Origin of the sequence: [Pseudopropionibacterium] massiliense (assembly GCF_900607225.1) — a bacterium.
Taxonomy (GTDB): Bacteria; Actinomycetota; Actinomycetes; order Propionibacteriales; family Propionibacteriaceae; genus Arachnia; species Arachnia massiliensis.
This window is the reverse complement of sequence record NZ_LR027842.1, coordinates 3064468-3083930: the sequence shown is the minus strand read 5'-3', so window position 1 is coordinate 3083930 and position 19463 is coordinate 3064468. Positions and strand designations below refer to the sequence as shown.

Below are 19463 nucleotides of genomic sequence, written 5' to 3'. Positions count from 1 at the left end.
GGTCAACCAGCGAAAACTCTAGTCAGACACATCGTGAGGATAACTGTGAATAATCCTCTATATGCGAACCATGAGGCTTATTCATAGGGGTGTTTTGGTTTTCCTCAGCTAGCGCTTTGTCCCGAGGGGATGTGAGGGCGGCTTGTCCAATCTGAGACAATTCAAGGTGTAGAAACAAAAACCTCAGATGAAAGACAAGCCGCTTCCGTGAACACTACCACAAGCCTTGACCGCAATCAGATCCTCAACCTGTGCGAACTGATCCACACCTCCCGTTCCGGAAACCTTCCCGCAGCAGGGTCCCGCACCTTGGGGTTGTTCCGCTGTATCCAGGTCACTTTGTTGACGCTCAGACACAATCTCACCCAAGAGTTGCTGGCCGACATCCACACGGTTTCCCAGGCCACCATCTCACGAGTGGTGGCGGTCTACACCCCCTTGATCGCCGAGGCCCTCCAAGCCTGGGTGCCCGGTGTGGGGGACCTCGACCGGGACCGTCAGTACATCATCGACGGCACCCTTGGTGTCCTGCTGGTCGTGGCACGACCGTCCCGAGCTGTACTCAGGCAAATACCACACCACAGGGGTGAACCTGCAGGTGGCCTGCACCCTGACCGGACAGCTCGCCTGGATCTCAAAACCATCAGCGGCTCTTCACAGAAGTGAGTGGATCAGGGGTTTGAATCCGCCCGTGTCGGGGAGGCACCGGGCGGTGTAGTTGACGATGCTGCGGAAGTCTTTGGCTGTGCCGCGGAGGTGTTCGAGTAACCCATTCACGGCCTCGGTGGGGCCGTTCGACGTGCTTGGATGGTCGAAGAACGTCAGGATGTCGTCACGGTGGTGTTTCATCGTCTGCCTCAGTGACCGTAACTCCTCGAGGCCGGCCGGGACGCCGCTTTGGATGCTGGTGATGAGCCGGGTCATGATCTTCTTCCCTTCGGCTGGCTGGTCGGCTTGGTAGGCCTCGATCACGCTCTGGTAGAGGCTCCAGGTGACCTTGAACGCGACATGCCGCTGGTCGGCGAACACCTTCGCGAGCCGGTGCTGCTGTTTGGTGGTCAACAGCACCGGCCCGGGTCCGGGCGATGTGTCGGATGCCGTAGAGCGGGTCACCGGAACGCCCCCGATGCCCCAGCGTCTCTTGCTGGACGCGCTGGACGGCAGCGGTCGAGCTTGTCCCCTACCAGGGCCACCACATGAAAGGGATCCATCACGGTGGTGACGGTGTCGATCGTTTCGAGCGCGGCGGTCTTGTAGCCGGTGAACCCGTCCATCGCGACGATCTCGACCCGGTTCCGGAACGCCTTGGTCTGGGCTTCGAGCCAGGACATCGATCGCCTGCTTCGAGTGGCCCTCGACCACGGCCAGAAGGCGTGATGGGCCGGTTCTGGTCCTTGTCGGGGTCAGGGCGATGATGACGGTGACGTACTTGTCGCCGTTTCGGGTGTGCCGCCAGACGTGCTCATCGACCCCGATCGTGGTGACACCATCAAGCCGGTCTGCGCTGTCGACCAGCTCGGCGCCGGCGGCCAGGATCGCATCCGAGGCGGTGTTCCATGCCACGCCGAGGTTGGCCGCGACCCGGGCGATCGACATCCGCATCGACCAAGATCGACTTGACCGCCAACATGATCGCCTCACGCGACAGCTTCCCCTTCGACGGCGCCGCCGCCGTGATGCTGTGACGCCAGATCCGTCGACACGGCCAGCACCGGTAGCGAGGAACCACCACCTCCAGGATCGTCGGTTTCCATCCGAGCGGCACATGCGCCAACCGGCGCAACACCGCATCGTGTCGGACCCCCGGCCTGGCGCAGCCCGGACACGGAGGCGGTGGTGTCGTGGGGCGGCAGCGCAGCACAGTGTGGTCGGGTTCGACGCGCTGGGCGGTCACGGACAGCCCGAGACGGTCCAGACGGCAGAACGTATCGAGGCAGGGTGGGGTAGCGTTTCGCACAAGGGCCCTTGGGTTTTCAGATGTGGCGTAGACACCCTCATCCTGCCAACCCGAGGGCCCGCCTCACGTCACCAGGTCCGTCCGAACTCCAGCCCCACCACCCACCGCCTTCTGTGAAGAACCGAATAAGTTTCAGTGTGAGGGTCTGGTCGCTCTGCTGGGCGTGGAGGTCGTAGAGTTGGTACAACTAAATCTACTTTTATGAGCACGGGTGCAGAAAGGTGGCACGGGATGGTGAAAGATAGTGCCAGTTTAATCGACGAGCCGCGGTGGCATTTCGGCGCCGGGGCAGATGGTAAGCCCCGCTCCTACAACCAGTGGACCGCCGACTGTCGCAACGCCAATGGTGATGAAATCTGGCCCTACGAGGGCGACGGCAACGTGCGGGATGGCATGGACTCTGGTACGGTCGAGACGTTCTGGCGGGTCGATGACTACTTGGAGAGATTTGGAGTCCGACTGGATCGAGTCGGCGATCCGCGTGGAGCATATCTCTTCGTCGTCAGCGGTCTGCGCCCTGCGGCTTTCGCGGAACACTCCATTAGCCCGAACGCTGCGAGGCTTCCTTACCACAGGTATCGTGTGGCGGGACGGGAGATGTCATCCGGCTGGCGGATCGAGACGGGCCAGGTGGTTTGCGCCCATGGAGCCCGGGGGGAGGCCAGCAGGTGCTGTTTCGTGACTCCAGCAATCAGCTGGTCAGCGTCGAGGAACTGACAGGGTTGGGTCTTCTGGAGGAGGTGCGGGAACGTGTCTGATTGTTTCGAGCGGCTGGTGTCGGTACTCAACAATGCAGGCGTGTCCGTGTTTGATGCCGGAGGCTCTCGGCTTATCGGGCGTGAGAGTAACGCGCGCACCGTCGTTTTCTGGGAGAGCGCCGGGAAGTGGCGTGTAGATCATATGGACTGGGTGGATCAAAAGCCCGTCGCAACTTTTTCCACCGCTGATCGTGACATGGCATTGCGGTGGTTGGTCTGTTGCGTTGCGAATCAGTACCGGCACCGGATGGGGTGGCCATGGTTGTTGCCGCTGCGAGCGGTGCCGGGGTTCGCGAGAGGTTGGAGTGCGAGCCGCGTTTCGGAGGATATAGCTCCCATTTAACAAGATGTCGTTGTGTTTGGTGTTTTCTGGGGTATTACCCAAGATTTTGCTGCGGGGGCGGCATGTCGTGTTGCATCATTTTTACCGGAGCGCTTGAATAAGAGTTGTGGAAGGATTCGCTGCCGGATATGAAGAACTTTTGCAGGATTATCAGGTGAATGCTGTGTATCCGTCGATGCGGAAACGAGCGATGGGGCTGTTGATGCTGCATGTCGGGATCCCGGTGGAACAGGTTTCCAGGGTGGTCGGGAAGTCCGAGAGGTCGTTGCAGCGCTGGGTCGCTGAATGGCGTGATGAACGGATGGCCTCCTTGTACACCGGGCACATCGGGAACCGGAATGCAGCGAAACTGTCCCAAGCACAGCATGACGAGGTGATGCGGGTACTGCAAACCCCTCCCACCGACCCTGACGGGCTGCCGGTGGGGTTCTGGAGTCTGCCAAGGTTGAAGGACTACATTGCCACCGAGTTCGAGGTCGTCCTCGCGTCGGACTCCTCCTACCAGGTGCTGCTCCACCATGCTGGACTGTCGTTCAAGCAGCCCGCCGCCCGGGACCAGCGCCGCCCCGCCGAGGAGGTCGTGGCAGCCCGTGTGGAACAGATCCGCGACCTGGTCGATCACGCACGTGCGCAAGGGTATCTCGTGTTCGCAGCTGACGAGGTGCGCATCGAACACGAAGCACTCACCCGACGAGCCTGGTGCCGCCGAGGGGTACCCACCGTGCTGGAAGTGGACCGGCAACGCCGCTGCCAGTCCTACATCGGGTTCCTCAACCAGGCTGACGGGAGTGTGGAACTCACAGCGCTGGACTGGCAGAACAGTCACACCATCATCGATGCCCTCACCCAACTCGTCGACAAACATCCCGGCCAGAAGATCACGATCGTGTGGGACAACGCCGGATGGCACAAATCCCGGGAACTGAAACAACACCTCGGTAAAGGAAACAGGTTTGCAGACATCACCCTCCTGTGGCTGCCACCCTACTGCCCTGACCACAACCCCATCGAGCATGTTTGGGGCGAAGCAAAAACCCACATCAGCAACCCCCAACGCCCCCACTTCACCGACACCCGAAACGCATTCGAAACCTACATACGAAAGAAGAAATTCCCGTACCGCCTATAAACGACATCCTGTTTCAAGACTGCTATAGTGAGAAACGTGGCATCCGGGCGATGGGTCAGCTGATTCGGCCTGACGGGGTGTCGGTGGAGGGGCAGATGCGTACCGCATTCCCGTCAGCTGTCGAATTGGCGGCCCTGTCGCATCTCATGGACTTGAGTCCCGACCAAGTGCTGGATTCCTATCTCGCCCCGGAGGGTGGCGCTCTGGAGTCCTTGGTGGAGTCAGAGAACCCGGTGGCGGTTATGGGAGAAGGTTTTCGACGGATGGTCGCAGCCGTTGATTTCCGGGTGGTTGCGGACGAGGATGGTTTTCACTGGTCGGTGCCGGGCATGGTGTTGCACGTCTGGATAGAGGATGGCTGCTGGTGTTTTGGTCACACCGAACGCGGTGAGGAACGTACCGTGGATCTCGTCAGCGTCGACCGCGATCTGGTGCTCCGTTGGATTGCCTATGAATGGTTGAACGGTGTGCGTCGCAGCCGCGGCTGGCCGCAGATTATGGCGGGATACTGGAAGCCGGTGATGGCGCCCGGCTGGAGTCAGCAGCAGCTGGGCGATCGACACGGAATTTTGATAGGGCCCGGAGGCGATGCGACCGAGGTTATCCTGCACGCTTACTGGGTCAATGCCTTGGATGTGTTGTCGCATCTGATGAACCTGGACTTGGAGCAGGTGGTTGATTCTTTCTTGGCCGAAGATGGCGGCCTGCTGCGCGAGGTCGTCGATTCTTGGCCGAAACGCAGTAACCAGAGCGTGTTGGACTATGTTGCTCAGTATGGGGATCGTCTCGACCGAGTGGGCGATCCCCGTGGCAGCTATTTCTGCGCAGTGCCTGGTCCTAAACCCTACTCCTTCGAGCAACGGTCACTTCCTCCGAGCGCGGTGAAAGAACCCTACTATCGGTACCGTCTGCTGGATCTACCGCCGTATGTGACCTTGGTCAGTGGCATCATTGCTCCGTGGTTCGGCCAACCGGGCGGTGCTCGTCAAGTGCTCTTTCAAGTCGGCGAGATCCTGTTGACAGCTGAAGAGTGTATTGACCTGCACATTCTGGAAGGAGATTCCTGATGTCAATCATGGATGAGCTAGTATCTTACGCATCAGAAGCCGGTGCAGAGGTGGCAGACACTCCCGACGGGCATTCCATGAGTTGGAACGGCGGGCTTTATGCGCATCATTTGTGGCGCACGGATGATGAGTGGTTCTATGGGTACAGCGAGCGAGGTCGGGAACGTGTCCCGACCATGTGGAGTCCGTACGATCAGCTCACATACAAATGGGCAGCAAGCCGGATCGCGATCGACGCCCGGGCTGCGCTGGAACTCCCAGCTATTAATCTGCCTAATACTATTGAGACTTTGGGGCCCGAATGGCAAGTTGGTCAGCTGACCTTGCTGACGGGATGTCTGATTTTGGAAGGCGAACGAATTCCTGCAGAGGTGAGGGCTATCTTTCCACAGTGCCGGCACCTCGTGGAGTATTCCTACCTGATGCGGTCGTCTTATGATGAAGTTTTGGAATCATACAGGACATCCGACGGTGCCCCGTGTCTCAGTTCATTCGTATCGTGGTGATCGTCACGTCATTCTGGAGGGTCGCGCGGTGTGCGCGCTGTACAACCCCTCAGGGATTTGGCTCGAGCATGGAGTGCAGGTGTCCGCCGTCTTCTGTCAGGAGACTGTTGATTTCTTGTGTGAGGGTGAGGGGCATGAGGTGTGAGAGTGTGTTGAGTTTTTCGTGACGGGGGAAGACTGTGCGCATGACCATTGGTAGGTGGATGTTGTCTGGGCTGATGAGGCGCCCGTAGTCGTCGTATAGTTTTTGGACCTGCCATCCGGGTAGGAGGGTTGGGTTGGTTTTGTAGATGAGGATGCTTGGCCATCCTTTGTTGAAGCGTACGATATTTAGTAGTTCGAGGGCTATCCAGCGCAGCACTATGTCGCGGTCGGTGCTCAGTATCTCTGCTGATCTCTTCTCGCCGCGCTCGGTGTGTCCAAAGCGCCAGCAGCCATCCTCGATCCAGAAATGTGGAACCCAGTCAGAGTATGTGTTTGGGAGGATGAAACCGTCCTCGCGGGGTGAGGTGCGGCCGCCCCGGACTCGGAGAATGTGTTGGAAATCCTGCCCCATGGTGGCGACGGGGTCCCCATGTTCGAGGAGGTGGTTCAGGGGGCCGCCGTCGGGGGTGAGGTAGGCGTCCAGGACCTGGTCGGGGGCCAGGTGCATGAGGTGGGAGAGGGCCGCGAGTTCCGGGGTGTGGGGGAAGGTGGTGGTCATGTCCATCTCGACCGGGGTGCCGTCGGGTCGGACGAGACGCCCGGTGGCTTTGATGGTGGTGGTGATGGTTTGTTCTGAGGTTTGCTCGGCTGTCCAGCCGTTCGCGAATCCGGGGATGTTTCGCAGGGGAAGCAGGTAGGGCCATTCCTGTTTCTCGCGATATCTGTTGGCGATGCGGCAGATCAGCCAGCGCAGGGCCACGTCCCGGTGCGGGGTGCTCAGCGTGGCGGTGGGGGTTTCGTCCCGCATGTCCCGGTATCCGATGTGCCACAGGCCGTCGGTGTTCCAGAACATGACGCCGCGGACGTTCTGTTCCCGGCTGAAGAGCAGAATGCCGTCTCGGTCATGGACGCCCATGCCCATGTCGGTGAGGGTGGTGATGAGTCGTTCAAGGCAGTCCGACAAAATCGGTGGCCCCCTTCAGAATTCCTGCGTCCAGTAGTTCGTTGACACTCAGGGCTCTCCCGGAGGGGCCGAAAATCTGAACCTGCGATGCTCCTCCTGCAGTTCCGTGCCAAGGATAGACGATACCCCTGTCTATCCTGTGTCCTTCGGGCAACTCGCCCGTGAGCTCGTACTGATAGTACGACTGCTTCACTGATTCTGGGGAAATGGCACGTTCCTCGAAGGTGGCCACTCGGCCATCGTCGATTCCGCCGAGGTAAGAGCCAAAAGGCCCTCCCACGCGATCAACCCTGGTGCCATGTTCTGATATGTAATCATCGATGTTGTCGTATCTTTCGATACCTTTTGTCTTGTCCAGCCCGTTCTCGACGGGAAGCTCTTCCGGATCTGGCCACTTGGGGCTTCCCTGTTCGTCGAGGTACTCGTTGGCCCAGTCGTTGTATGAATTGGGTTTCCCGTCCGTGGTGCCGAAAATCTCCTTGGGGTTGTCAACCAACCCGGTGCTGTCATCCATGACCTTTCCGACATCCGCATTGGGGCCGTCGTAAGGTCGTGGTTCCCGAATTACCTTCAGGGCGTCATCGATGGTTTCCGGGGGCTGGTTCCGGAGCCTGTCCAGCTCGGTGTCTGTGCCGTCATCGCCGTGGTTGTTGTGGTCGTCTCCTCCGTCGTTGTTGTGGTTGTTGTGGTCGTCTCCTCCGTCGTTGTTGTGGTTGTTGTGGTCGTCTCCTCCGTCGTTGTTGTGGTTGTTGTGGTCGTCTCCTCCGTCGTTGTTGTGGTTGTTGTGGTCGTCTCCGCCGCCGCCGCCGTGGTTGTTGTGGTCGTCTCCGCCGCCGCCGCCGTGGTTGTTGTGGTCGTCTCCGCCGCCGCCGCCGTGGTTGTTGCCGTCATCTCCGCCGCCGCTGCTGGTTTGTGGGGGTTCTTCGGCGTGGCGGGGTTCTATTGTGACGGGGTCGGTTGGGTGTGTGGTGGGGTCGTCGTCGAGGGCGCGTTTGGGGGTGTTGGGTTCTCCGGTGGTGTGTCCGGGGGTTCCGTCTGGGGTTGTGGTGTTGCCTGTGTGGGGGGTGTTGTTGTTGGTTGGGGGTGCGCTGTCGGCGGTCATTGTGGCGTGTGAGCCGTCAGCGTGGGTGGGGGTGTTTGCTCCTCCGCTGGTTGGGTTGGTGTGTCCTGTGCCGCTGTTTGTGTGAGAGGAACTGCCGTGTGGGGATGTGACGTTGTTGTCGGCGAGGTGTGTGTTGGCGTCTCCGGCAGGGTGGTGGGTGCTGTTGCCGCCCCCGAGGCTTGAGCTGCCGAGGTTTTCGCTGGAATGAGCGGAAGGTCCTTCGGGGGAAGTGGCTCCTACGGAAGAGTTTGATGTCACACCGGCGGAGGCGGTGTTGTTGGTTTTTCCGTCTGAGGGGTGGGGGGTTCCTTTGGAGTAATCGGCGCCGCTGCCCGTGAGGGTGGCGCCGCCACTGGTTGAGGTCGCGCCACCGGTGGTTCCTGTGGTGTTTGTGCCGCTGGTTGGGTTGGTGGTTCCTGTGCCGCCACCGGAACCGGCGCCCCCATTGCCGGCCGTGTGACCTGCGTCACCGGCTGCACGGCTGGTGTCGCTGAGGTTGTTTGTGTGGTGGCCGAGGTTGTGGAAGAGGTCGTCGAGTTTGTTTTTGAGGGTGTGGAATAGTGTTTTGAGGTCGCCGAGTTTCTTGACGAGGTTGCGGGCGCTGGTGACGAGGTTTTTGACGTTGCGGCCGACTTGGCCGATGAGGGATGCGATGCGGGTGGCGATTTGTTCGGCGACGATGGGCCAGGCCAGGCCGACGGTGGCGATGAGTTCTGCGGCGTAGGAGAGGATGGAGCCGACGACTTCGCTGATGGCGTCGCGGACGAAGTCGTGGACGAATTGGACGATGAAGGCGGTGACCTCGAGGGCGGTGCCGATGGCGCCGGCCCAGGTGCCGGCTGCGTTGATGACGCGTGTGATGTCGCCGGCTGCGCCACGGTAGGCGGTGATGGTGGTTCCTGTCATGTCGGCCAGGTCCGTTTGGACGGTCGAGGTCATGGCCTCAGCGGTGGCGTGGAGGTGTTGTTGGACGTTTTTCCAGGTGGTGGCGTGGGCTGTGACCTGGTCGGCGTCGCCGGTGAGTTGTTCGAGCTAGGTGGTGAAGGGTTGGACGTGGTCGAGGACCCAGCCGAGTCCCATGGCGATGAGGGTGCCGATGGGGTCGGAGGCGGCTGCGGCGGCGTCGAAGGCTCCGCCGACCACGGCGAGGCCGCCTGCTACCCAGTCTTTGTTGTTGATGGCTTGGACGAGGGCTTCACCGTCTTCGAGGAGGAAGGTGCCTGCCAGGGGGGTGGTGGTGTCTTTGCGTTCGGCGACCAGGGGGTTTGTTTCCGGCATCCTGTGATCACCCGCCCATCCGGGCTGCCAGGCCTGCGCTGTAGCCGCGACCCGCACCGCCTGTAGTAGATGGTATGGCGGTGGTGGGGGAGGCGTAGGTGGTGTGGGTGGGGATGTCGGTGTTGCGGAAATCGTGCATGGTGCCGGTTTCGGAGGCTTCGAAGTCTGCTGCGACTTCCTGGACTTGGGTGGCCAGTCTTTCTACCGTGTTTCCGGAAGACGAGATCGCTAATCTGGCTAGTTCTTCGACTAGGAGTAATGGTGGTGTGATTAAGGGGCCGATCATCATTCCCAGGCAGCCATCGGAGATACTCGCTTGTCCAGCCGCGTCGAGGGCTTGTTCTACCGCGTCGCTGACCTGCCCTAAATGGCCGGCGTGGGAACGTAAACCCTCAGGAGAAACCTGAAGCCCATCCACCACACACCCTCCCAAAAACATACAACAATCAACAAAACACCCATCCGAGAGCACAATGCTCGAGACAAGCTCCACGGATGATTATAGGTGGTCCGCAGAGGCGGGTGGGGCAGGTCCACAGAATTTCTTCAGGCACGCGGGATGGGGCGCGGCAGCGTGTGGTGAAGCCCCGTCGGGGCTGCCGGACGGGGTCTGGAAATCTGGTGGTTCCTCGCGAAGTTGCCGAATGTCGGCTCCGAGGACCTGTTCGGTGGCTAGACTCCACACCAGAAAGGCCGCGCGTGCGCGTTGCCGTGGCGGTCCCCGACGAGTACGCAGTGTTGGAGGCAGTGATGAACCTGGGCAGGATCGTACGTGGCCTGGCTGCGGCAGCTTCAGCGGTTGTGCTGAGCCTGTCCCTGTCGGCCTGCTCCTCGGGCGGACCATCGGCACCCGCGTCGCAAGGGGGAGCGGGCAACGGGGCGGCGGGAGAGGCCGATGGTCTCGTCAAGGAGTTCCTCGACAGGGACCTGGTATTGCAGGATCGGTACGAGGAACTGAAGGACAAACCCTTCCGGCTGAACTCCGACGGTACGGTCACCGGGCCGTCCGAGACCCTGCTCTACATGTCGAAGGCGACGAACTGGCGATTCCAGGACGGCACCCTTGACCTGTGCACGTCGCAGGACTGCACCCACTGGTCGGCGTGGACCGTGGCCACGGGTGAATCCTCTCCTGTCGCCACGGGAAAGGTCTACGTACTGACCTTGGCGAACGCGGAAAAGGACAATGGAGCCCCAGTGACGCGCACGCTCATCGTGGTGGGGTGATTCGACCGATGGTGGTCCCGACCGGGACGGGGACCACTGACTATCGCTCCGGGGTTTCTTCGTTCATACGCTTACTGATCGACTTGGTCTGGACGAAATAAAAGATGGGTGCGACCGCCGGGGTCGCACCCATCAATTATTCGCAGGACGCGCTACTTCTTGTGGTAGCGGGGAGAGGTGGCGTATTCGGAGATGTCGGGGTAGTTGGTGACAATGGTGTCATCCACTCCACGATACACGTAGGAGCTGTCGCCTATGAGGGTGACGGGATCTGTCAGGCCATCTTGGTAGTCCGCTAGCGTCTGCTGATTGGGCAGGGCGCCGGGTATTTTCTCCCACAGGGGGTTGGTGTCCTCCAAGGAGGTCGGATCCTCGGTGAGGAACTTTACCGGATCGATCAGTCCCCACCCGTACTCTTCATTCCATCCCTGCCCGTTGTTGTTGGCGGTGTTGATGAGGGAGCGAAGCAGCTGGTTTCCACTTGCGTTGGGCCATTTCTGCTTTCCCAATGCCAACAAGCCGGCAACCATGGGGGTGGAGTAAGACGTCCCTGCGCCTTTGCCAAGCTTCGTCAGATTGCCGCTGGAGTCCGGTATGCGTTCGGCGATACCCTCGCCAGGAGCCATGATGGTCACATGTTTCCCGCGGGAGGAAGTTTCGGCCCGCTTTCCTTCTAGATTGGTGTAGCCAACCGCTGCCACCGTGTTGAGATTGCCGAAACTCCGGTTCGTATCCCCGACGGTGTTGTCGGCGCCAGCAATGACGGGGACTCCCATCTGTGCGGCCCGAGCGATTGCCGGTGCAATGCTTTCTTCTATGGGGGAAGCTATAGACAGGCTGATGATGTCCACCCCGTCGCTGAGAGCCCGATTGATCTGCGCATACACCTTGTTGCTCTCACTCAGCCTGCTCTTGCAGTTTTCTTCGGGGATTTCTTTGGTGCCCTCGGTTGGAACCCTGTAGTTGATGATCTTGGCTTCGGGAGCCCATCCCCAGTCTTTGTTCGCCAGAATTGAGGCGACCGTGGTCGAGTGGGAGATGGTTTCGGGGACTGATTGGAAGGGACAGGCCTCGCGCACCTCGATGTTCGCCCCCTGGAGCTCGGGTGTGCTCAGATCGGGTTTGTCCTCCACGTAGGCGATGGTCACACCCTTGCCGGTGTAGCCCTTGGCGTGAAGGTCCTTGAGGCCCAGCATGTCGGCGTAGTCCTGATGGGTGATCGCATCGTCGGCCACCGCGGTGGGAACCCCTGACGGGGGGAGCGCCAGCGACACCAGGGCCGCCAGCACTCCCGCCCGCCGCAGGATTTTCCTGCGGATGGTCACCACTTGTCCTGTTCCTTGGTGTCCAAGGGCTGCAGGGAGGAGGCGTCGCCCGCGCCGAAGTGAGAGGAATCCACGGGCGTGGCGTCCTCGTCGTCGTCGATGCGCACCACCTGGTAACCCACCAGGTTGCGGGACTTCTTGTTGTCCTTGCCGCTCCCCGCGCCACCGCCGGCGCCGAAGGCACCCATCCCGGCGCCACCGCGGGCCGCGGCACCGGATGCGGCTCCACCCGCGGCTCCCGCACGGGCCGCGTTTGCGGCGGTCGTTCCCGCCAGGCCGCCGGCCGTGCCGCCAGCCCCCGTGCCGCCGACACCACCGATTCCGCCGACACCCCCGATACCTCCGATGCTGCCGACACCGCCGATGCCGCCGATTCCACCGGCGCCGAGGGCGCCCATGCCGCGGGCGGCCAGGGCTCCGGCACCGCCGCCTGCGAGGGCGCCGATGCCTGGCGTGAGCATTCCACCCGCGATTCCGGCCTTGGGCTCACCCACTGACCCGATGGCGGGATGCGAGTAGTCGGAACGCCACCGGGGATCATTGGCGTTGCCCACATCCGCGGGCAGGTAGCCGCCCACCGGGCCGTCTGCAGTCATGCGGGAGTTGATGGGGTACTTGAGCGCGTCCTGGGGCCACTGGGCGTCCTTGAAGGACCCCACCCCGCCGGAAGCGGAGGGAGATGTGGTGCGCATGATGCCATCGGCACCCGAGTGCAGGCCGGAGGCGTACTTCGCCGCGGCGGCAGCACCGGCTCCTCCCGCCCCGATTCCGGAAATCACACCCGCTCCGCCGCCGGGAATGCTGCCCCCACCAGCGCCCCCGCCTCCGGAATCTGCCTACCTGCGCCGCCGCCACCTCCGGGGATGCTGCCGCTTCCAGGTGTGCTACCGCTTCCAGGTGTGCTACCGCTTCCGGGATTGGAGCCGTTGCCACCGGTCGGATCAGGTGTATGGGGCGAATCTTCCGTGTAACGTTTGATGTCCGGGGAATTGTTTTGCAGAGCGTCTGCCATGGTGTCCAGGGCTTTTCGGGAGAGTTCCTCGCGTTTCAGGTTGTTCTGCTGGGAGACTCCCTCGAGGTACTTGTCCACGGGCATGAGAACGCCCGCCCACTCCACCTTCTCGGTGATGTTCTTGATGCCCGATTCCAAGGGGGAGAGCAGCTCCGGCGAGAGATTGCGGAAGGTCTCCCCCGCATCGGCTATGGCCTTGCGGGCGGCCTCATGGCTTTCCTTCAGGTGCTTGATGTTCTTCTCGTGCAGATCGTAGGCGCTCAGGTAGCTTCCGAGCTGCTTGTCGATCATCTCCCCGACCTTTCCGGTCAGGCCGGGATTCTTCTTGACATTCGTCACCAAAGTTCGCGCCTTCTCGAGGGCGAGTTCCACTTGACGCTGGTTTATGGTGTCGAATATGCCATCGAAGAAGCTGATCAGCTCCGAGACATTTCGCAGTCTGTCGTAGTAGGGGCTGTCTGAAGCCGTGCAGACGTTTCCTGACATGGTGTCAGCCTTCCTGGGACGTGGAGGTGTTGATCGGGGGGAGGGAAGCCGTGGGCGCGTTGTAGGAATAGGGGCCCGATCCGGTCGTGGTGGTGGAAGGCATCGCTGCCGCCTGGAGCTTTGTCTGCAGGTTCGCCTGGATGGCTTCGGCATCCTGCTCGTCGTTCTCCATGGCCTTGACGGTGTCCTGGAGGGCCTCGACGAACTTGTCGATGCGCTCCCCCAACGTCTTGAACTCGTCGCTCATGACGAGCAGGTTGGCCTGGTAGCTCTTCCTGTAGCCGACGGCGGCCATTTCGACGCCCCACTTGCTCTCGGTCTGGGCGTCGTGCATGCGTTCGAACTGCTTGGCGAGATCGTAGTTGGCGGGACTCGCCTCGTCCCGCATCGTCTTCTCGGTCTGATCCGTCTGATTCTTGTCGTAGCTGTACCCGTCGCCACCCGCGCCGTACCCATCGCTTCCCGCTTCACCGGCTGGGGCCGAGGTGGCGGAATAGGCCCCCGCGGGCGGGGCGGCGGTGCCGTTGCCGATCGGCTGGGCCGTCTGGGGCGCAGAGGCGGTGCTGTTCGATTCTTCGGCAGAGGGGGTGCTGCCAGTTCCCCCATACGTGGGATGCGACATCTGATGCTCCTGCAGGGATGAAATTTGAGGTCTCGTACATCATAGGTGCTAGACGGGTCGTGCTGAAGCGGTGAGCCCTGCACACCAAGGCCTTATTGGGACCAGCGACGAGGTCTCGAACCCCCGGCAGCCGATCACGAGGGCAGGATGACGGAGGGGCTTTCTTGGATGGTGTAACCCACCCCCACCTGCCGGTCGCGCGGGTAGAGTGATGCATCGTCGTTGGCGCCAAAATTGCGCCCGAAGCAGCCCATGAGACCGGAGCCGCCCATGCAAGTCGACTACCACAACCTGGAACTCGCACGACAGGTGCTGGACCGCCAGGCTAACGACCACCTTCCGGCCATGAAGGACCACCTGGGAACCTGGGCCAGGCTGGAATCCAGCGATCTGGGAATGATCCTCCAGGTTTTCAAACCCGCCAATGACATCCTCGTGGACGTCGGGGACACGGTGCTGGAGACCGTGCAGAAGATCTACTCGCAGGGAGCGAGCAGTCTGGACGGGGTCATCAACACCTACCTTGACGCCGACAAGCAGGCCCACGAACTCCTCTAGGGGCTGGCCGCCACGATGGGACACCACCTTCCCTCCTACCAGGATCCCCGGGACAATCCGCCATCCCTGGGGGCGGCGCGGGACGATGCCGGTCCCTACTACCGGGCGGGAAACCCGAACCTCTTCCAGCGCGCCTACGAGGACGGCTACCGGGCCGGTGACACGGTCAGGAACGACGTCATTGAGGGCGCTCCCGAACGGGTGGGCAGAATGCTCGGATCCAGCGCCAGCGTCGCCGAGGAGGATGACGTTCAGTCCTACCTGGTGACGCCCACCGGTTCGTTCAGCGAGCTGGAGAACCTGCGGTGGAGCGCAGGTCTGATTCTGGGCTCCCTGGACTGGGTGTTCGAGAAACTCTTCGGGTTCTCACTGCTCAACGAAATCGTCTACAAGCCCTTCGCAGGGGACTGGAACCGGGTGCAGTGCGCGTCGGGTGCCTGGAAGGTCGCTGGTGATGCCATGGGAGCGATCTCCAAGAACACCACGGGGATCCTCCCCGGGCTGGCGGAGTGGACCGGCAAGGGCTCCGAGGCGTTCACCTTGGCCACTGCCGCCATGGCCTACGTCGACAACGCCATCTCCGGGGTCGCCGGCACCATCTCCACGGTGCTGAAAGGATTCGCCTACCTCGTCAAGACGATCTCGAAGAAAATAGGCGAGAAGCTGAAGAAAATATCGTACAAACTGGCACGCATTGCTGCGGAAGCAGCCGTACCGGCGGTGGGGTGGGCGATTGCCGTGTTCGAGATGGCGAGCACCGTCCAGGAGATCTACGACGATTTCATGTGGGCCTACAAATGGATCGGCCGGATCTACAACTTCATCTCGAGGATCATTGCGGCGAAAGCCACCATCATCGACACCTACCGCCAAGCAGCTGATGTTGTCGAGGCGCTGGGACGAGGGGCGGTGGCCCGCGCATGAAGGACAAGGAGATGGAGGAGGACTTCCGGGTCGCCGCCAAGCAGTTCCCCGAACTCGCGTCGATGTTCGACGAACTGCACGACGTCATGGACGAACTCGAACGCTCGGACGAGGAAGACGCCCGCCGGGAGCAGGCCCGGGAGGACGCCGGCAAAGAGGCCGACGAAGAACGCGCCGAAAAGGCGCGCTCGGGAGAGCTCGGCCCGGAATGGCAGAAGATCCAGAAACGGATCGACGATGGAAAAACCACCCTGATCGATGTGTTCACGGGCGAGGATCCCTCCCCCGAGGCCCAGAAGCTGCGCGACCGGGCCAACACGAATCTGGGACGCCTCCACGACCAGTGGGCCAAGGAAGCCGAAGAAGATGACGCGGAGAACCCCCTCACCCGGATTCGCGCTGCGAGACAGGCCCAGGCCGACCACGTCCTGTCCATGCTGGAGGAAGCGCGGGGCGAACATCCTCACCGGTTCTGAACCGACCAAAAATTGTCTCGCGAGATGCCGTCCGCGAGGATCCGCGCGGTCAGCCGGACGACCCCACAACCGAGCAGGAAGAGAGAACGACCATGGTGGACCTGAAAGTTGACGACGGTGTGCTCCACACCCTTGCCGGCGACCTCCAGAAATCCGCGGGCGACATCGACTCGACGTTGTCCCACATGCAGACGGACATGGGTGCCCTGCAGGGGGAGTGGACAGGCGAGGCCTCGGACAGCGCATCCGGCTGGCATCAGAAGTGGGAGGAGGACATGCGCACCCAGGTCGGTTATCTGAAGGAACTCGCGAAGATCATTTCCGAGATCGACGACATGTACACCACGGCGGATCAGGACGCCGCGGCCTTCTGGCCGTTCTGAAACCGTTTCACGACGAAGAGGAGTTCTCGAGAATGGCTGACCGGTTCAGGATATGGGGGATGCTCGATGCCACCCCGACCGCGCGGATGGCCGTTCGGGGAATTGACCCGGTTCCTCTGGTGGAGTTCACCCGGGCGACCCTGGGCGGCCTGAAGTGGGGAGCCCGGTACCGGGACGCGAAGATCCAGTGGCAACCCGCCCTGCCCGACGACTCCCCGTGGCTGGTGCACGTCATGGGCCGGGGTGAGAAGGCTGCGTGGAAACCGAACTGGACCGATCTGCTTCCGGAGGATTTCAACCTGATTCCGGGCATCCGGGAGCACATGGGGGAGCAGCGCGTCATCCTGGCTGCTCGCTCCCTCGAGCCAGCTCTCACCGACTTCATCATCTCCATCGAACAACGCTCCGAGACCACCAACAAGACCCTCTTCGCCGAGAAGGCCCTGGAGGCCGTCGTGAAGGCCCTGGAAGCCCAGGGCCACAGGGTGGAGCAGATGCACGCGGTCAAGCCCAAGGATCTGGAACAGGCGTGCCCCCTCAACCGGAACACCCGCGTCCTGGTGGAGAAGCAGGCCAAGCGGCTGAGGAAGACCGCGAGAAAAGGTTTCTGACGGTGTGGCGAGGGGTTGTGCCGCACATGCGCGGCACAACCCCTCGGCGGATATGACGGTGCGAGACCAGGCCCGGGTGCTACCTGTTCTTGCGCTCGTCGATGATGATGGCGATGACGATGATCCCGCCCTTGACCACCATCTGCCAGTACGGCGAGACGTTCATCAAGCTGAGGCCGTTGTTGATGACGCCGATGATGAGGGTACCGACCATGACACCCCAGACGGTGCCGATGCCGCCGTTGAAGGAGGTGCCGCCGATGACGGTGGCGGTGATGACGTCGAGCTCCATCATGTTGCCGTAGGCCGGGGCGCCGGAACCGGTGCGGGCGGTCAGGATCACGCCCGCCAGGCCGGCCAGCAGGCCGATCAGGGCGTAGATCTTGAGGTGGGTCTTCGGCACCGAGATCCCGGAGACCTTCGCGGCCATCTCGTTGCCGCCGATGGCGTAGACGTGGCGTCCGAAACGGGTCCGGTTCAGCACGAACCACATCACGACGGCGGCGAGCGCCAGGATGATGATGGGTGTGACCCCCTGCCCGATGAGGTTGAAGTTCCACGCGGTCCCGGAGATCGGGCGGCCGTCGGTGTACAGGTTCGCGGCGCCGCGGGCGGCGGTCATCATGCCGAGGGTGGCGACGAACGGTGGAATCCGGAAGACCGCCACCAGGCTGCCGACGATGGCGCCGACCAGCGTGCCCACCGCCAGTGCCGCCAGCACGGACACGAAGATCGGCAGGGCGGGCAGCCCCGGGATGAAGGTGCTGGGGCCCGGGGGCTGGGCCAGGGACGCGGCGACGACGGCCGCGAGGGCGGCCGTGGCGCCGACCGACAGGTCGATGCCCTTGGTGATGATCGCCGCCATCATGCCGAGGCCGATGATGCCGATGGGAGCCACCTGCACGACGACGTTGAGGAGGTTCTGCAGCTGCAGGAACCGGCCCTCGGTGATGATGCCGAGCAGGATCACGAATCCGAGCAGGATGAACACGATCGAGTACTTCTTCAGGAACTCCCCGAAATCGAAGCTCGAACGGGTGGTGGTTGCGGTTTCAGACATTGGGGTTTCCTTCACTCGCGGCGACCTCGTCGCCGCCGGTTGCCAGGTGCATGACGGACTCCTGGTTTGCCTCCTCACGGGAAAGCTCACCGGAGATGCGTCCCTCGTGCATCACGAGGATGCGGTCACTCATGCCGAGCACCTCTGGCAGCTCGGAGGAGACCATGATGATTGCCTTGCCCTCCTGGGCCAGCATGGACATGAGACGGTGAATCTCGGACTTCGCGCCCACGTCGATGCCGCGGGTGGGTTCGTCGATCATCAGCACGTCCGGGACCGTCAGCAGCCAGCGGGAGATCAGCGCCTTCTGCTGATTGCCGCCCGAGAGGTTCTTGATCAGCTGGTTCAACGACGGGGTCTTGATGCGCAGCTTCTCGCGCTGCTCCTCGGAATCCTTCCGCATCTCGCCGACGTGGAGGAAACCGTGGGGGCTGTAGCGGGGCAGGGCCGCGGCCGTGATGTTGTCGCGCACCGACAGCACCCCCATGATCCCGTTCAGCTTGCGATCCTCCGTCAGCAGCGCCATGCCCGCCCGGATGGCGTCCGAGGGCTGCCTGATCCTCAGCGCCTTGCCGTTCAGGACGACCTCACCGGAATCGGCCTTCTCGATGCCGAAGATGGTCTCCAGCACCTCGGTGCGGCCCGCGCCCATCAGCCCCGCGAGCCCGAGGATCTCGCCGCGCCGCAGCTCGAAGCTGACATCCTTGACCAGGGTGCCCCGGTTGAGACCCTTCACCGAGAGCACCACCTCGCCGATCTCGGCCTCCTCCTTCGGGAACAGGTCCGTCAACTCGCGGCCCACCATCAGTTTGATGAGCTTGTCGCGGTCGAGTTCCTTCGCCGGGTAGGAGCCGACGTGCTTGCCGTCGCGGAAGACGGTGATGTCGTCGGAGATCCTGAAGACCTCATCCATCTTGTGGGTGATGTAGATGATGGCGACGCCGAAATCGGTCAGGCGCTTGATCATCCCGTGCAGGTGCGCCACCTCACGTTCCGGAATGGCCGAGGTGGGTTCGTCCATGATGATGATCTTCGCGTCGTAGCTGATGGCCTTGGCGATCTCGACCATCTGCTGCTTCGACACCGTCAGGTCCTTCATCCGGGCCCTCGGGTCGATGTCGATCTTCCACTCGTCGAAGAGCTCCCGGGTCTTGCGGAACATGGCGGCGGGGCTGAGCAGCCCCAACGTGCCGCGCGGCTCGCGGCCCAGCCAGATGTTCTCCGCCACCATCATCTCGGGCACGGGGGACAGCTCCTGGTGGATCATCGAGATGCCGTGCTCCAGGCCGTCCTTGGTGTCCTTGAACCTCACGATGTCGCCCGCCAGCTCGACGGTTCCCTCATCGGGGGTGTACATGCCGATCAGGCACTTCATGAGAGTGGATTTGCCGGCCCCGTTCTCGCCCATCAGCGAGTGCACGGTGCCGCTGCGGACGTCGAGATTGACGTTGTCCAACGCCACGACGCCCGGGAAGGTCTTGCGGATGTCCTGCATCCGCAGAATTACCTCTTGCATTGGTTCTCCCTGCTA

20 protein-coding genes and 2 pseudogenes are annotated in these 19463 nt (G+C 62.1%); 11 read left to right on the top strand and 11 right to left on the bottom strand.

Annotated features, from left to right (window positions below; genetic code table 11):
- The first annotated feature begins 207 nt into the window (after positions 1–207).
- Entirely contained in the window at positions 208–666 is a 459-nt protein-coding gene (locus E0E39_RS13815; RefSeq protein WP_207302511.1) for a transposase family protein, read from the top strand.
- Here the strand turns inward: E0E39_RS13815 and E0E39_RS16650 are convergent.
- Positions 655–1957: pseudogene (locus tag E0E39_RS16650) on the bottom strand (ISL3 family transposase). The gene E0E39_RS13815 and the pseudogene E0E39_RS16650 sit on opposite strands and share 12 nt — an antisense overlap.
- Positions 1958–2158: 201 nt before the next feature.
- On the opposite strand from E0E39_RS16650, the pseudogene E0E39_RS16835 reads away from it, so the two are divergent.
- From E0E39_RS16835 to E0E39_RS13795, 4 genes and pseudogenes are all read left to right on the top strand, one after another.
- Positions 2159–2596 (top strand): annotated as a pseudogene (locus E0E39_RS16835) (hypothetical protein); the annotation flags it as partial.
- 616 nt (positions 2597–3212) lie between these two features.
- The gene (locus E0E39_RS13805; protein ID WP_130873696.1) at positions 3213–4187 is read left to right on the top strand and encodes an IS630 family transposase; all 975 of its coding nucleotides are present in this window, start codon (positions 3213–3215) and stop codon (positions 4185–4187) included.
- A 95-nt stretch (positions 4188–4282) separates the two neighbouring features.
- Positions 4283–5254 carry a glycohydrolase toxin TNT-related protein gene (locus E0E39_RS13800; RefSeq protein ID WP_165444810.1) on the top strand — a complete coding sequence of 324 codons (972 nt, stop codon included), beginning with the start codon at positions 4283–4285 and terminating at the stop codon, positions 5252–5254.
- Positions 5254–5760 carry an Imm61 family immunity protein gene (locus E0E39_RS13795; RefSeq protein WP_130875267.1) on the top strand — a complete coding sequence of 169 codons (507 nt, stop codon included), beginning with the start codon at positions 5254–5256 and terminating at the stop codon, positions 5758–5760. The genes E0E39_RS13800 and E0E39_RS13795 overlap by 1 nt, the downstream gene beginning before the upstream one ends.
- Positions 5761–5809: 49 nt before the next feature.
- Here E0E39_RS13795 and E0E39_RS13790 read toward each other — a convergent pair whose 3' ends face one another.
- From E0E39_RS13790 to E0E39_RS16645, 4 genes are all read right to left on the bottom strand, one after another.
- Positions 5810–6868 (bottom strand): hypothetical protein, encoded by a 1059-nt coding sequence (locus E0E39_RS13790; RefSeq protein ID WP_130875266.1) that lies wholly within the window; start codon positions 6866–6868, stop codon positions 5810–5812.
- Positions 6852–8909, bottom strand: a complete 2058-nt coding sequence (locus tag E0E39_RS16180) for a TNT domain-containing protein (RefSeq protein ID WP_207302510.1) — start codon at positions 8907–8909, stop codon at positions 6852–6854. The genes E0E39_RS13790 and E0E39_RS16180 overlap by 17 nt, the downstream gene beginning before the upstream one ends.
- Positions 8910–9002: 93 nt before the next feature.
- Positions 9003–9248, bottom strand: coding sequence for a hypothetical protein (locus tag E0E39_RS13775; RefSeq protein WP_130875265.1), 246 nt, complete (start codon positions 9246–9248; stop codon positions 9003–9005).
- A gap of 7 nt (positions 9249–9255) precedes the next feature.
- Positions 9256–9387 carry a hypothetical protein gene (locus E0E39_RS16645; RefSeq protein WP_281275600.1) on the bottom strand — a complete coding sequence of 44 codons (132 nt, stop codon included), beginning with the start codon at positions 9385–9387 and terminating at the stop codon, positions 9256–9258.
- Between the two features lie 560 nt (positions 9388–9947).
- Between E0E39_RS16645 and E0E39_RS13770 the strand changes: the two genes are divergently transcribed.
- A complete protein-coding gene (locus tag E0E39_RS13770) occupies positions 9948–10475 on the top strand; it encodes a hypothetical protein (RefSeq protein ID WP_130875264.1) in 528 nt (175 codons plus the stop codon).
- Between the two features lie 152 nt (positions 10476–10627).
- Here the strand turns inward: E0E39_RS13770 and E0E39_RS13765 are convergent, their stop codons facing one another.
- From E0E39_RS13765 to E0E39_RS13750, 4 genes are read right to left on the bottom strand one after another with little or no spacing between them, the layout of a single operon-like run.
- A complete protein-coding gene (locus E0E39_RS13765) occupies positions 10628–11764 on the bottom strand; it encodes a S8 family peptidase (protein ID WP_130875263.1) in 1137 nt (378 codons plus the stop codon).
- A gap of 32 nt (positions 11765–11796) precedes the next feature.
- Complete coding sequence (locus E0E39_RS13760) at positions 11797–12579, bottom strand: hypothetical protein (RefSeq protein WP_130875262.1); 783 nt, start codon at positions 12577–12579, stop codon at positions 11797–11799.
- Positions 12576–13298 (bottom strand): hypothetical protein, encoded by a 723-nt coding sequence (locus E0E39_RS13755; RefSeq protein WP_130875261.1) that lies wholly within the window; start codon positions 13296–13298, stop codon positions 12576–12578. The genes E0E39_RS13760 and E0E39_RS13755 overlap by 4 nt, the downstream gene beginning before the upstream one ends.
- A gap of 4 nt (positions 13299–13302) precedes the next feature.
- Entirely contained in the window at positions 13303–13920 is a 618-nt protein-coding gene (locus E0E39_RS13750) for a hypothetical protein (RefSeq protein WP_130875260.1), read from the bottom strand.
- Positions 13921–14190: 270 nt separating this feature from the next.
- Here E0E39_RS13750 and E0E39_RS13745 point away from each other — a divergent pair, with 270 nt between their 5' ends.
- The 5 genes from E0E39_RS13745 (at position 14191) to E0E39_RS13725 (ending at position 16872) form a co-directional block, all read left to right on the top strand.
- Complete coding sequence (locus E0E39_RS13745; protein WP_130875259.1) at positions 14191–14478, top strand: hypothetical protein; 288 nt, start codon at positions 14191–14193, stop codon at positions 14476–14478.
- Positions 14479–14493: 15 nt separating this feature from the next.
- On the top strand, positions 14494–15402 hold the full coding sequence (locus E0E39_RS13740) for a hypothetical protein (protein ID WP_130875258.1): 909 nt from the start codon (positions 14494–14496) through the stop codon (positions 15400–15402).
- On the top strand, positions 15399–15878 hold the full coding sequence (locus E0E39_RS13735) for a hypothetical protein (protein ID WP_130875257.1): 480 nt from the start codon (positions 15399–15401) through the stop codon (positions 15876–15878). Before E0E39_RS13740 ends, E0E39_RS13735 begins: the two co-directional genes overlap by 4 nt.
- Positions 15879–15970: 92 nt before the next feature.
- Entirely contained in the window at positions 15971–16261 is a 291-nt protein-coding gene (locus E0E39_RS13730; RefSeq protein ID WP_130875256.1) for a WXG100 family type VII secretion target, read from the top strand.
- Positions 16262–16320: 59 nt separating this feature from the next.
- Positions 16321–16872, top strand: a complete 552-nt coding sequence (locus E0E39_RS13725; protein WP_130875255.1) for a hypothetical protein — start codon at positions 16321–16323, stop codon at positions 16870–16872.
- A gap of 79 nt (positions 16873–16951) precedes the next feature.
- On the opposite strand, the gene E0E39_RS13720 is transcribed toward E0E39_RS13725, so the two are convergent.
- Together E0E39_RS13720 and E0E39_RS13715 are read right to left on the bottom strand one after the other, a co-directional pair.
- Positions 16952–17932, bottom strand: coding sequence for an ABC transporter permease (locus E0E39_RS13720; protein WP_130875254.1), 981 nt, complete (start codon positions 17930–17932; stop codon positions 16952–16954).
- Positions 17925–19448 carry a sugar ABC transporter ATP-binding protein gene (locus E0E39_RS13715; protein ID WP_130875253.1) on the bottom strand — a complete coding sequence of 508 codons (1524 nt, stop codon included), beginning with the start codon at positions 19446–19448 and terminating at the stop codon, positions 17925–17927. Before E0E39_RS13715 ends, E0E39_RS13720 begins: the two co-directional genes overlap by 8 nt.
- Between the last annotated feature and the right edge of the window lie 15 nt (positions 19449–19463).

Coding starts and splice junctions, on each gene's coding strand:
- E0E39_RS13800 (WP_165444810.1), top strand. CDS start 4,283: ATGCGTACCGCATTCCCGTCAGCTGTCGAATTGGCGGCCCTGTCGCAT.
- E0E39_RS13795 (WP_130875267.1), top strand. CDS start 5,254: ATGTCAATCATGGATGAGCTAGTATCTTACGCATCAGAAGCCGGTGCA.
- E0E39_RS16180 (WP_207302510.1), bottom strand. CDS start 8,909: ATGACCTCGACCGTCCAAACGGACCTGGCCGACATGACAGGAACCACC.
- E0E39_RS13775 (WP_130875265.1), bottom strand. CDS start 9,248: ATGCCGGAAACAAACCCCCTGGTCGCCGAACGCAAAGACACCACCACC.
- E0E39_RS16645 (WP_281275600.1), bottom strand. CDS start 9,387: ATGCACGATTTCCGCAACACCGACATCCCCACCCACACCACCTACGCC.
- E0E39_RS13755 (WP_130875261.1), bottom strand. CDS start 13,298: ATGTCAGGAAACGTCTGCACGGCTTCAGACAGCCCCTACTACGACAGA.
- E0E39_RS13750 (WP_130875260.1), bottom strand. CDS start 13,920: ATGTCGCATCCCACGTATGGGGGAACTGGCAGCACCCCCTCTGCCGAA.
- E0E39_RS13745 (WP_130875259.1), top strand. CDS start 14,191: ATGCAAGTCGACTACCACAACCTGGAACTCGCACGACAGGTGCTGGAC.
- E0E39_RS13740 (WP_130875258.1), top strand. CDS start 14,494: ATGGGACACCACCTTCCCTCCTACCAGGATCCCCGGGACAATCCGCCA.
- E0E39_RS13735 (WP_130875257.1), top strand. CDS start 15,399: ATGAAGGACAAGGAGATGGAGGAGGACTTCCGGGTCGCCGCCAAGCAG.
- E0E39_RS13730 (WP_130875256.1), top strand. CDS start 15,971: ATGGTGGACCTGAAAGTTGACGACGGTGTGCTCCACACCCTTGCCGGC.
- E0E39_RS13725 (WP_130875255.1), top strand. CDS start 16,321: ATGCTCGATGCCACCCCGACCGCGCGGATGGCCGTTCGGGGAATTGAC.
- E0E39_RS13720 (WP_130875254.1), bottom strand. CDS start 17,932: ATGTCTGAAACCGCAACCACCACCCGTTCGAGCTTCGATTTCGGGGAG.
- E0E39_RS13715 (WP_130875253.1), bottom strand. CDS start 19,448: ATGCAAGAGGTAATTCTGCGGATGCAGGACATCCGCAAGACCTTCCCG.